This window comes from bacterium (genome assembly GCA_041649255.1).
Classification (GTDB): domain Bacteria; phylum Hydrothermota; class UBA3073; order JACQXS01; family JAQTXJ01; genus JAQTXJ01.
This window is the reverse complement of the sequence record JBAZNK010000006.1, coordinates 36,564-50,469: the sequence shown is the minus strand read 5'-3', so window position 1 is coordinate 50,469 and position 13,906 is coordinate 36,564. Positions and strand designations below refer to the sequence as shown.

Here is a 13,906-nt window from a genome sequence, read left to right as displayed (position 1 = left end):
AAAGTATTACAGGTTTGATGCTGACTTCCGTTGTTAGCATTCAGCAAGGATTGGAAAAAGTAACCCCTTTTTTAACGAGAAACTTTTTGTGTGTTTATTTAGATAGTTATCCCCTATCATTCCATAAAAAAGTTTGACAGTTTTAGTTTCAAGTTTAAGTTATAGTATTATATTATTCTAAGGAATAAAAAAATAGGGGGATGGAATGAAAAAGACTGTTTTCTTAATGTTGATTCTCTTATCTATAAAAGCGCACGGAGAAGTTATCAGGGTTGAGTATGAATTTCAAAAACCCACTGTTTACAAAAATCATCAGACAAGTTATGACTGTGTTAACATCCAGGGGCTGAAAGATTTGCCTGAACCCGGAAAGCCAGTTTTACCTGTGAGACCTATAGAAATACTAATTCCTTTTGGTGAACGGGTTACAAATATTAATTTTATTCCTTATGAAGCTGAAACACTTGAGGGGTATTATAATATTCAACCGGGCGCTCCAATATTCCCTACATCACAAAAAATAAACAAAAAACCATCAAAAAATCTTGTAATATATAATCAATCAACTCCATACCCCGGCGAATCACTGTCACCTTATATGACTAATAGGTTGAATGGTTTTGATATATTAAATACGAAATTTTATCCCGTTCGGTATATTCCTAAAGAGGGAAAAATATTTTATTATAAAAGAATAACAATAGAAGTTATTACTTCACCTGATTTTAAAGTCCAAAAAGAGCAGGAATTAATGATTTTCCGGGACAATCGTATTTTAAATAGAATAAGCGCTATGGTAGACAATAAGAATACAATTACTTCTTATTCACAAACATCAAAATCTGTACACACTTCAAAATCTTCTCTTGTTTCACAATCAAATCCGTATGATTATATATTAATAACTGGTTCCGGGTTAAAAGATACTTTTCAGCTTCTCACAAACTGGAAGATTTCAAGAGGGTTACAAGCAAAAATATTTACAACAGATTCAATATATGCGAATTATTCCGGAAGTGATAACCAGGAAAAGCTAAGGAATTTTATAATTGATTGTTATCAGACATGGGGAAGTACAGCTCATCCGCTTAAATGGGTAACTCTCGGAGGGGATGTTGAAATAGTGCCTGTAAGAGGTTTGTTTGCATGGGCAACGGATGGTTCCATACCATATATGGATTCAACAATGGCAAGCGATTTGTATTATGCCGGATTAGACGGCAATTGGGATACAGATGGAGACAAAGTATACGGGGAAGGAAACTCAGCAAATGGGGGCACCGGTACTTCAGGAGAAGAAGCGGATTTTCTGGCTGAGGTTGCAGTTGGTAGAATTACTGTAAATACTCCTGCAGAAGCAGGAAATTATATCAAGAAAGTGCTTCATTATGAGAATTCCCTTGATATGGAGCATTTGAATAAGGCGCTGTTTGTGGGTGAATCTTTAGATGTATATACATGGGGATGCGATAAAAAAGATTCTGTTGCTTATTTACTTCCTCAATTCAGTATAACGCGATTATATGAAAGAGATGGCACGTTCAACGATATCCTGGGACATTTAAATCAGGGACCGCATATAATTAATCACCTTGGACATGCAAATTCAAGCATAGTTATGAAGTTAGATGGCTCAACTATTGATGCCCTTACAAATACGGAATACTTTTTGCTTTACTCCCAGGGATGTGTTACAGCTGCTTTTGACTATAGCGACGCAGTTGCAGAGCATTTTATTTTTGCTCAGGGAGGTGCGTTTGCATATATAGGAAATACAAGAGTGGGTTGGTATATGTCGGGTAAAGGAGAAGGACCTGGAGAAGCATTTGATAGAGAATTTCTTGATGCAGTATTTACTGAAGGTATAAAAAATATAGGAGCCGGACTTAACGATGCAAAAAACGATTTAGTCTCCTCTATTGGAGCAACCGGTACTATGAGGTGGTGTTATTTCACAATAAATTTATTAGGTGACCCGGAAACTCCTATTATCACAGAGTATGAAGCGCCTATTGCCGACATTAGTTCTCCTGATTTCCATGATACCCTGTGTGGTTTTTTTACGGTAAAGGGAAGTGCTACAAAAGGTGGTGCTTCCGGGGCTACGTTTGCGTCTTATCATTTTGAATACGGCGTGGGTGTTGAGCCAACCCAATGGTTTGCCATAGGTGACATTTCATATACCCCGGTTACATCCGGGATTCTTGATACTCTGGATTCAAGTTTACTGCCGGATACGACAGTTACCTTGAAACTGGTAGTGTTAGACTCAACCGGAAAGTCTTCGGTAGATGAGAGAATTGTTGTTGAAATTGACAATGCATACATTACATCCCCGGCAGAATACGAATTCTTCCGTAATGATAAGAGTATAAATATCATAGGTAATGCTTCATCAACTACATTTAACCATTATGTCGTAGAATACGGAAAAGGTAAACAACCTGTTTTCTGGGATACCCTTGTTTCATCATCCACTCCCGTGAAAGACGGTGTTCTTGCTACCTTAGATTTAGCAAGTATAACAGGGCAAGGATATTATACAATAAGAGTGAGAGAGTTTACTGCAAATTATGAACATACGGGTTACTCCACAATTGGGATTGACTCTCTGTTTTTGGTAGGATTCCCAAAGAAAATTAACGGACAATTTTTTCCCGGTACGGGTATGTGGAGCGCGCTTAAATCTAATCTCCAGGTCATTGACCTTGATAAAGATGGCGACTTGGATATTGTAGGATTTGTCAGTTATTATGACAGCTTGCTCAATGATTGGGCAAGCCGACTCTGTGTATCCTCTATGGATGGTTCTTTCTGGGATAGGAATATATCACAAAGTGGAGATATTAATTCTTCATGTATAGTTGATATAGATAGAGACGGTGATTTGGAAATTTTTGTAGCGACCGGGGGGGAGATATATGCTTTTGACCACAAAGGAATCCCGCTAATATTATGGCCGGTAATAACGGGAGATTATATCGCTATTTCCGATATCCAGAATGATGGATTATTGGAAATTATTATTACCGGAGGAGGAGAGATATCTATATACTCCTCAAGTGGACAGATAATTTCGGGCTGGCCACAATCAATCGGAGAAAATATATTTGCCCCTCCATGTGTTGGTGATTTAACCGGTGACGGCAAAATGGAGATAATAATTCAAACAACTTCTGCGTCGGGAAGCAAGGTATATGCATATAGCTATGATGGCAATCTCTTATCCGGTTGGTCCAAACATGTTTGTGGATACCGTTCTCGGAGCGTCCCTGCATTAGGGGATATTAATGGAGATGATTCTTTAGAAGTAATTGCATACGGGGACAGTGTATTTGCATGGAAATATAATGGGACTCTTTTGAGTGGATTCCCGGTTCAAGTTACTCCCGGGGACACAAATACTATCCACTTTGAAGTTACTCTTGGAGATTTTGATGGCAACGGAAATCCAGAAATTGCACTTACTACGAATCAAGGAGTGCTTTATACTATAAAATCTGATGGCAACATCTATCCCAATTTCCCTGTGGGCGATTCTACGCTTATTTCTCCAATCATCGCGGATATAGGTGGGGATTCAAAGCCGGAAATATTGGCTAGTTCATCAAAGGACAAGCTATTTGCATTTAATACCGATGGCTCATTGGTGAATGGGTTTCCTCTAAATAAACCAACTGGAGACCATCCTCCGCTTGCTGTGGCGGATTTGGATAAAGATAGTGACATGGAAATTATCCTTGGCATAAAAGATTACATTCTCGCTTGGGATATAGGAAACAACACAGGTATGGCAGAATGGGGAAAGTGGCGGCATGATGCGTGGAATACAGGTGTATATGACTTCGTTCCCAGTCTTATCCCCATAGTAAGCTGTACAAAAGTTACTCCCGGATGGTGTAATCCCGGGGAGACCGTGGTTATAAGGGCAAATGTTTGGGATGAAGATGGTATAGGAAAAGTAATAGCAGAGATTGAATCTCCGGATGAAACAATTCGGGCTTCACTAACTTTATACGATGACGGCGCACATAACGATTCAACAGCCGGGGATGGAATCTATGGGAATAGCTGGACAACACTCTCTCCTACTCCTTATAGATATCTTGTGGACATTATTGCTATAGATGCAAAGTCAGACACAAATACGGTAAACAACAGTATCTGGTTTACAACCATAAATGAACCATGGGTTAAGTTTGAAGTTTTTAAGTTCCAAGGCACAGACACTATACCTTCTCCCGGAGACAACTATCTTCCATTTACTATTGCCTTAAAAAATGTAGGTCCGGTTAATTGTAATAATGTAATGGCAAGTATACGAACTTCCAGTCCGTATATTTCCGTTAAGAACGATACGGTTAATTTTGGCACTATACTTGCTGATTCTACGGTAGTTAGCCCTTCTTATTCTTTCTATATTAATAATATTAATAAGTTATGCCCTCACGACAAAGTAATTCCGGTTGATTTAACAATTTTTGATGCAGGCACTAACATTTGGGAGAATACTTTTAACATTGTAATAATTGATGATACGCCTCCCAGAATCCAGTTTTATCCGTACCGACTATCAAAGAGGTCTCTCAACCCTGGAGATACGCTTGGATTCAATGTAAGGCTTTTAGAAGGAAGTGGAATCAAAAATATGACTATCTATTTTGAGGATGGCGATATTAGTACGATAGTTGATTCGGCGCAATTATATGACGATGGTATGCATAACGACAGTTTATCTAACGACATGGTTTACGGGAACTTCTGGGGAACGAAGCTTGCGAGCAAGAATTACAAGATAAATCTGAAAGCTCTTGATTCCATCGGCAATGGATTGGACACTTCGGATATTGGTAGATTCACGACTGTGCCTCTGCCAACATCCGGACTTCTTTTGGTTCTTGACGACCTTGGACGCGAAGTCATAAAACAGCCATTTGCCGGATATTCCTATGGAGCATATGATTGCTCTTACAGAGGTGAACCATGGAACTTGAGTTATAAACCGTATGATGCTGTTATCTGGTGGAGTGGTCCAAACAGCGTTATGTACTCAGTATTCGACTCACTTAGTAGTTATCTGGATGGTAGTGGAAAACTTCTTATAACCGGGCATGATATTGCCGAGGACATAAAAAGTAGTGATTTTATTAGCGATTATCTGGGTGCGGGATATAGTAGTTCCACCATTGGCTACACCAAGATCAGTGGCTATAGTAGTGACCCCATTAGTGATGGACTTACCCTTGGGTTAATCTCCGGGCAGGCATATCAAACGCTTAGCTATTCAAGTCCTGCCAGTTCGATTCTGTGGTATGATTCAAAGAAAGATGGCAATATTCCTCAACCAAGTGCTCAAAAATCAATGAAAACTTATTCGACTACACTTATCAATTCGCCCTTTATTAACAAGGAATTCTCCAACATGAAGATGCCCGGACGGCACGACAAAGGTATAGAATTCCAGGCTAAGTCTATACATGCCGGTCTAAGCATAGAGGTAAACTCATCAAGACGAATATTTCTCTCTTTCGGAATTGAGGACATTGAAAATGATTGGGATAAGAAGAAACTCTTGAACAGGTCTCTTGCATGGTTGCTCAGCGCCCCAAATCAGTTTTCACTTCTTTCTCCGGCAGATGGCGAGACTCTTTCTACATACACGCCTGATTTTTCCTGGGAAAACACGGATGACCCCAATAGCGACCCCTTCCTCTTTGCTTTGCATATAAGTAGGGATTCAGTTTTTAGTGATACGGCTACAGTAATCTATGATTCCGTATCTACTGAAAATTATCAAATAACTACATCGTTATCTAAAGGAACTTATTATTGGAGAGTACTGGCATATGATACAACAGATGCATTTAGATGGAGTGAAGAAATCAGGTCATTCCGTATTTTTGAAGTAGGGACAGAAGATAGTACGGTTCGTCCTCTTGTATTTAAGTTTTTGGGAAATCATCCAAATCCCTTCTCCAAAATTACCAATATTAGATATCAAATTCCTCAAAAGAGTAAAGTAAAAATAAAATTATACGACTTATCAGGAAGGCTGGTAATGAGTTTAATGGATAAAGAGCAAGCGCCGGGATACTACACAGTGAAATGGAACGCAAAAAATATTGCATCGGGAGTATATTTTCTATTTTTTGAGGCAGGTGATTTTAAAAACGTTAAAAAAACTATTCTTTTGGAATAGGGGGGTGTTTTTATGTATAAGCTTTTATTCGCTTGCGTTTTGTTTTTATGGACAGGAATCTGTTATTCACTGGAAGACAATATCACAGGGTGGTACGTTGGAAACACAGAAGTTCACATCGTAGTAGATTTCGTTACTGCTGATTCGTGTGTTCTCTACAGAGGCAGTTCTTGCTTGGGAACCTTCAGCGAGAACCTTATCTATAGAGACAAGGGACTCACAAAAAACACACCGTACACTTACACTGCCTACTTTCATGAGGATACTTCTATCTCTACAAAAGTAGTAAATATCACAACAGGCCAGGTAAAAGGCTGGATAGAGTATCCCACTATCTGGCGTACTACTGAAAGCCCATTTTATGTAGAGGAAGGTGGGATTACTGTAAGTGGTGATTCGGGGAAACTCACAATAGAGCCGGGTGTTAAGGTTTTCTTTAGAGACACATTTGGGAGCATTATGGTTCAAAAAGGTCTTCTTGAGGTAGCGGGCACCCAAGGGACTCCGGTATTTTTTGGCCCTGAGACACCAACATCCTATTTCAATGGTATATTTATATGGGGAGATGAGACAGACCATTCGGAGATTTCTATGCAGTGGGCTGAGATACGTCGTGGTTACTGGGGTATCCATCTCGAGAAAACTTTTTCCTCAAACGTATCCAATACATCAATTACAAACTGCTACTACTCGGGAATAGTCTGCTCTGACGGTGTTCCTACCATAAACAATTGTTTTATTGCTGATAATCTTGTAGGAATTCACTGCACCAGCAATTCAGCTCCTGTTATAAGCCAATGTGAAATAGTTAATAATACCTTGTCGGGGATACAATCGGGTGGTGGGGCAACTCCTGTAGCTAATGGCAATAATTTTGCTTGCAGTGATAGTTTCGCTATTAACAATACAGACCCATCCGTTACTATAAATGCACAAAACTGCTGGTGGGGGAATATTACGGGGCCAGTCCATTCGGGTAATAAATATGCAAAGCTTGGTGAAAAAGTGAGTGACTATGTTAATTACCAAAACTTCAAAAAAGATGGTCCCTACAATGTTAGCACGGCTTCTATTGACTTAAGGATAGATTCAATCAAGGTCATGCAAGCCACTGATGATATGGATATGATTCAAGCCGGCAAAGGTGCCACAGTACGGTTATTCCTAAATATTGGCCGGTGTAAAGAGGTGGAGGACGTAATTGCACGTCTGGATTTCAATGGGCAGTATTTTTCTTCTGCGTTTGACGTAAACTCTGACGGTCCAAAGACAATCAAGTGTTCCCAGAGTTGGGTAACACGTGAACTACTGGATGGACAAAACACTATCAATTTCTACATACCTTACAGGCTTGTTAATGAAGGGAGTCTGAGTATCAATGCTGAAGTAGACCACCTCAACAGTATCTCCGAGAGAGACGAAGATAACAATGAAGTGGATACCTCCGGGACAATCAAACCTGTGCCGCCCCAATGGATAGTCTACTATTATGGATTGCGTGGGGGGGCATGGTCTTTTCCAGGGAGCGGACCTACAGAAGAAGAAATAAAGGAATTTTCAATGAAGAATCATTCTTTTCTGGAAAGTGCTTATCCTTGTCGTTTCTTAGCTATCCATCAAGGCTGGTCTGCCCCGGGGGCAGCCGGAATCACAGTAAGTGCGATGGCGTATCTGAAAAGCAAACTCCTCTTAACTTATGGGAATGCGCTTGCCGTGGGCATCGTGCCGGCAGATTATATGCCGGAGCACGGAATCTCGGCTGGCGGGATTTACCGATATACTGCGCTTGTAACTTACAGAGATTACAAAGACGATCAATGGTGTGCTGCTCACGAACTAAGTCATTCCTTTGACATCCTTGATGAATACTATGATATTGACAATCCAGAGACTCTCCCCTGGAAGGAACTGGAAAAACGTTATCCCAATGGGTATATGGCGAGTAATGGTTGGTGGGCAGAGAAGAAGAGAGATGGTTGTATCTATAACATCTGCCCGAAAGATTCGGCATCAGGCGCGAATGTTTACAGTTTTATGGGGAACAATGCTAACATAAAACACTGGATACCCAAAGTAGATTTTGATGCGCTGTACACCAAACTGTGTGTTACCAAGAAGAGCCAAGTGGATAGACGTCTTCTTGTAAACCTTATTTTGTATGCGAATGACTCGACCGTTGCCATGCCTTTCTACGAACTCCAACCAGGTAACCCAGATATCGGCACCCAGGGAGATTATGAACTACAGTGTCTCAATGCAACGAGTAATGTGCTTGCCAGTATGAAGTTCAATGCGGACTTTTCAGAGATTGATACATCGTGTGGTCTTGGAGTGTTTTACGTCTGTGTTGGGCTGGAATATCCCGTGAATACGGCCAGAATTGTACTGAAACACGGTGCTCAAAATATATTTCAGAGGATACTGACTCCAAGTTCTCCTACAGTTAAACTCCTCAGTCCGACCGGCGGAAGTATTCAGGACAGTATCGTAGTTGCGTGGTCTGCTGATGACCCGGATGGGGATACACTTGCCTATGCTGTTTTATATAAAAGCTCATCAGGTGCGGGATGGATGCCGCTTGTATCTGACCTTAAGGATACAAGTTATACGGTAGATGCCAACTGGCTGAACTCAGATAGTGCCTTTTTCAAAATAATTGCTACGGATGGCATTAATAGCACAGAAGACTCTTCGGATGCAGCTTCTGGGATAGCGAATCGCTTTCCGTCTCTCTCTATAAGTAAACCTTCCGATAGTTCAAGCTTTGCGCATACTCAAGAAATAATGCTTTCAGGAAGTGCTTACGACCAAGAAGATGGGACTCTTCCGGAATCATGCCTTGTGTGGATTTCAAACATAGATGATACTCTTGGTAGAGGAAGTTCAATAAAAAGTACCTTATCTCTTGGGGCACACCAGATATATTTTTCAGGGGTTGACAATAATGATGCAGAAACAATAGATACAATTACACTTTTTGTTGTTGCAGATACTTTGCCTGACCTCTTTATTGCTGAACAAGACATAAACGCACCAGACACTGTTGGAATTCTTGATACCTGTTACATTCGTGCTACCATACACAATGGCATCAGGGATGTAAACTGTATTGGAACCATCTATATAAATCTATGCGATTCTGCTCACGAACTAAAAAGCGAGGCAATATCGATTGAAGCAAATAGTACAGCCCAGATTCTAACTTTGTGGACACCTACAGTATCTGTAAAAGATACTATAATAGTGAAAATTACCGAGACAGATTTGCCGGAAACCGATACAACTAATAATATTGCGAAAAAAGCAATCTATGTTCGCACCATTGGCGAAGATTCAGACCAAAGGATTCCAAAAGTATTTTTCTTATCCCAAAATTATCCAAATCCTGCTTTAAGTTCTACAAACATACGATTTGGTATTCCGAGTGCAGGAACAGTAAACCTTACTGTTTACGATATTACAGGAAGGACAGTGAAAAACCTTGTTGCGAATAAAGAATATAAACCGGGGTATTATACAATAGTATGGGACAGATGCAATAACAGGGGAGAAAAAGTATCAAGCGGAGTCTATTTTATTAGGCTAAATAAAGACAACAACAGACTTACTCGTAAGACGGTCTTATTGAAGTAAATTAAAGAGGTGTCAGACAAAAGTTTGACAGTTTGGAAAAATACTATAGGATAAATTTATATGGTGGCAGATGTGGTAATTGAAATGGTCTGGTTCCTATAGTTCCTTTTCCTGTCGGGATAAGTCCTGCTATCTAATGAATTTTTGTCGTCTCAAGCGCTCAGCAAGGATTGGAAAAAGTAACCCCTTTTTCAACGGAGACATTTTGAGGTTGTGTTAACACAGCACTTTTAACATTTTCCCAGACCGTACTCATGGATCTTTGTGTGTTCATTCCCTAGTTTACAACAACCTGACTTCTGCCTCGAAACTTAGATAGAGACTGTAAAATTGTCTCTCTCCTATTTTTTAAAATTGTTACTGACTGCCAATACTCCGACTTTGGATTCCAAAAACCAAAACATACAAAACAAGTCAACAAAATTGACGCATGTCAACAAAGTTGACTTTTGTTCACAAGTCATTATTTAATAGGCTTCCATAAAAAACATGTCAACAAGGTTTACACAAATCTAGTGATATTCATAATTGTTGCTATTGATAAAATTCCTTTATTTATAATGTGTTTTGGCAAGTTTGTTTTCAGTTGTCACAAATATTGCTATGTTTGTAAAGTTGATAGGAGGTTTGGAGGGAAACAATAAAACATAGAATAAAGGAAAAAAATAAAAGAATTACCGGAGGATAATGAATGCAAGACAGGAGTTTCTTAAGAAAATGGAGCATAATCGAAGTGTTCTTGTGGTAGATGACGAGCCGGAATTTTGTAAAACGCTGAAAATGCTCTTTGAAAAAGAACGGTATGAAGTAAGTTATGTGCTGACAGGGAAAGAAGCAATAAAAAAACTTGAGTGGAAAAAATTCAACGTTGCTTTGCTTGATATTAAACTGCCGGACATTGAAGGGACAGCGTTGATTCCTGTTTTTAAAAAGATACATCCTGATATAAAAATAGTAATGATGACAGGGCACTCTACCAAAGAGAATATTCTCCATGCCTTAAACAACGGGGCATCATATTATTTTGAAAAACCGTTCAACATAGAAGAACTACTTACAAAAATTCATGCGCTAATTGAAGAACAAAATAAAACTTCGTTGAATACAAAGAATACAGGGGAATCAAATACACAGGAGATTGCGCTTCCCCAAAATTTACCCTTCAAGGTTCAGAAAGCAGTTGAATATATAAAAAAGAATTATGCAAATCCGGATTTAGGTTTAAAAGAGATTGCTTCTTCGGTAACTCTAAATCCTAAACGTTTTTCTTTTTTATGGAACACGACAACAAAAGTTAGCTTACCTGATTTTATAAATGACATTAGAACAACAAATGCAAAGAGACTGCTTTTAGAAACAACAAATTATACATCTCAAATAGCTCATAGCGTAGGATTTGACTTCCACAATTTCAATCGGGTTTTCAAAACAAAAATGGGAACTTCGCCACTTAAATATAGAAATTCCCATTCTCAAGAATTCCCCACATAGATATTTGCAAATAAAAATAGATAAATGTCCATAAATATAGATATTTGCAAATGCTTTTATTTTGACAAGAATAGAAAGCCGAATGTAATATTATTTTTTACTATTTAGTAAAATTATGCGGAGTAAATACATTAATTATTAATAATATGTTTTTGTTACTCCTTTTTTTGTAACAATATTAAATCCGAAGTTTTTTACATTTTTTATATACATAAACTATTATCATCGAATGAAAAGACAAAACTTGTACGATAGGCAAACAGGTATAAGTTACTTACTACAAAAATCAAAAGGACTTTTAAGAGGGAAACGTTTTATCCACATCCTTGCAATAATTATCCTTGGTATAATCGTATATGTCAATTCTTTCAGAAATGAATTCGTTTATGATGATATTCCTATTATAGAAAAAAACCCTTATATTAAAAATTGGAAATATATTCCTAAAATCTTCACTACAGATATCTTTTGTATGAAAGACGATCCTTCTCACAGAAACAATAAAAACACTAATCATTATTACTACTATCGTCCTTTTCAGTCTATATCTAATATGCTTGATTATTATTTGTGGCGACTTAATCCAACAGGTTATCATTTTAGTAATTTACTATGGCATTTACTGACTGCAGTACTTGTGTATTTCTTTGTAAATTTAATCTCCCGCACCCCAAGAGTTTCGTTAATTACAGGTTTGCTTTTTGTCGTGCATCCCCTACATACGGAAGCGGTAGCCTATATTTCAGGCAGGACAGACTTAATGGTAAGCAGTTTTATATTATTAACGCTTATATTGTTTATTAAATATCGCCAAACTTCATCAATAGAAACAGGTTTTAACTTGCGTAATCAAAAAAAGTATTACTACTATACTGGTGCAATTTTTTCTTTCATATTTGCCCTGTTATCCAAAGAGACAGCAGTAATGCTTCCATTTATACTAGTATTGTATGATTACTCATTAGGGTTAAACATAAATGTTTTAACTTTAAGAGAAAAAATAAAAAATAATTACTCTTTTTTGTTTTTATATGCCCCTTTTTTCTTAGGAACTTTACTGTATATATTGTTGAGGATTTATGTTTTAACCTTTGGTAATTGGCCTTCTGGTAAAATCAACTTTTACTTAAGACTGCTTACTACCTGTAAAAGTATTGTTCTATATTTGAAATTACTTTTTCTTCCATTTGGGTTATACATGGACCGCATTTTAACTATAACAACTTCTATATTTGATCCTGCAGTTTTAGTATTTATAATTATAGGAATAGGAGTAATTATGGCATACAAATATAATAGAATTGTTTTCTTTGGTGCATTATGGTTTTTGTTGTTCTTTATCCCTACCTCTCATCTTATAGTACCTCTACCAAGAGGAATGCTTGAGCATTGGATATATCTTCCATCCATAGGGTTCTTTATGATTCTGGCAACAGGCATTGATAAAACTCTTAGGTTGCCTTTTACAACAGGGTTCAAAAACATTATAAAGTTCTTTATCGCTGCGGTAATTCTTATGTATGCCGGACTTACTATACGGCAAAACAATATTTGGAAAAACCAAATTACTTTATTTCAGAATATATTGAAATATAATTCTTTTTGCCCTGAAACATATAATAATCTTGGAAATATTTATGCACAAAAAGGATTGTTGGATGAAGCAATCCAAGAATACAAAAAAGCTTTAATACTAAATCCCGATTCACCGGATATACACAACAATCTTGGAGATGTTTATGAAAGAAAAGGATTATTAGATGAAGCAATCCAAAAGTACAAAAAAACTTTAATGCTAAATCCTAATACGCCTGGTATACACAATAATTTTGGGAATATTTATACAAAAAAAGGATTATTTGAAGAAGCAATTCAAGAATACAAAAAAGAGTTAATACTAAACCCCAATTTTCCTGAAATACATAACAATCTTGGAAATATTTATGCACAAAAAGGATTGTTTGACGAAGCAATTCAGGAATACAAAAAAGCTTTAATACTAAATCCCGATTCACCGGAGATACACAACAATCTTGGAGATGTTTATGAAAGAAAAGGATTGTTTGATAAAGCAATAAACGAATCTAAGGAGGCAATAAAACTAAAGCCTGATCTGGCAGAAGCATATAATACTCTTGGAAATGCCTATAGAGCTAAAGGGGCAATTGATTCAGCCATATATGAGTACAATAAAGCTTTAACAATAGACTCAACTTGTGAAGCATCAAGGAAAAATCTAGAATATTTACAGCGGTTAAAAACAAAATAATCCTCAGGAAAAATGGAAAAAATTATCGCTTAATCATTCAAAAAACAATCTCTTTTTAGAGATTTTCCTGTATAACTACTGAGATTATCAACAACTCTAAAAACCTCTTTTCAAAAAAATGCTTTGGTCATATCTCCATTATCATTAAATTTCATAGACTCTTAAACAAGAAATGAGAACGTTTTCCCACAAATTTTGATTTGTTTTTTTATAAATTCTTACAATACAACAACATTTTAAATACAGAAATTCATATTCGAAAAATTTCCCACATAGATATTTGCAAATAAATATAGATAAATGTCCATAAATAT

At 37.4% G+C, this 13,906-nt stretch carries 4 protein-coding genes; all 4 read left to right on the top strand.

The genetic code is table 11. The annotated features are described in order from the left end of the window. The first annotated feature begins 205 nt into the window (after positions 1 to 205). The 4 genes from WC614_05565 to WC614_05550 all read left to right on the top strand — a co-directional run bounded on the left by WC614_05565 (position 206) and on the right by WC614_05550 (position 13,592). Positions 206 to 6,199 (top strand): C25 family cysteine peptidase, encoded by a 5,994-nt coding sequence (locus tag WC614_05565; GenBank protein MFA5032471.1) that lies wholly within the window; start codon positions 206 to 208, stop codon positions 6,197 to 6,199. 12 nt (positions 6,200 to 6,211) lie between these two features. After that, positions 6,212 to 9,832 (top strand): T9SS type A sorting domain-containing protein, encoded by a 3,621-nt coding sequence (locus WC614_05560; protein MFA5032470.1) that lies wholly within the window; start codon positions 6,212 to 6,214, stop codon positions 9,830 to 9,832. Positions 9,833 to 10,519: 687 nt separating this feature from the next. Then, on the top strand, positions 10,520 to 11,323 hold the full coding sequence (locus WC614_05555) for a DNA-binding response regulator (GenBank protein MFA5032469.1): 804 nt from the start codon (positions 10,520 to 10,522) through the stop codon (positions 11,321 to 11,323). Between the two features lie 229 nt (positions 11,324 to 11,552). Next, positions 11,553 to 13,592: a tetratricopeptide repeat protein gene (locus WC614_05550; protein ID MFA5032468.1), complete on the top strand. Its 2,040-nt coding sequence runs from the start codon at positions 11,553 to 11,555 to the stop codon at positions 13,590 to 13,592. The last annotated feature ends 314 nt before the right edge of the window (positions 13,593 to 13,906 follow it).

Coding starts and splice junctions, on each gene's coding strand:
- WC614_05565 (MFA5032471.1), top strand. CDS start 206: ATGAAAAAGACTGTTTTCTTAATGTTGATTCTCTTATCTATAAAAGCG.
- WC614_05560 (MFA5032470.1), top strand. CDS start 6,212: ATGTATAAGCTTTTATTCGCTTGCGTTTTGTTTTTATGGACAGGAATC.
- WC614_05555 (MFA5032469.1), top strand. CDS start 10,520: ATGAATGCAAGACAGGAGTTTCTTAAGAAAATGGAGCATAATCGAAGT.
- WC614_05550 (MFA5032468.1), top strand. CDS start 11,553: ATGAAAAGACAAAACTTGTACGATAGGCAAACAGGTATAAGTTACTTA.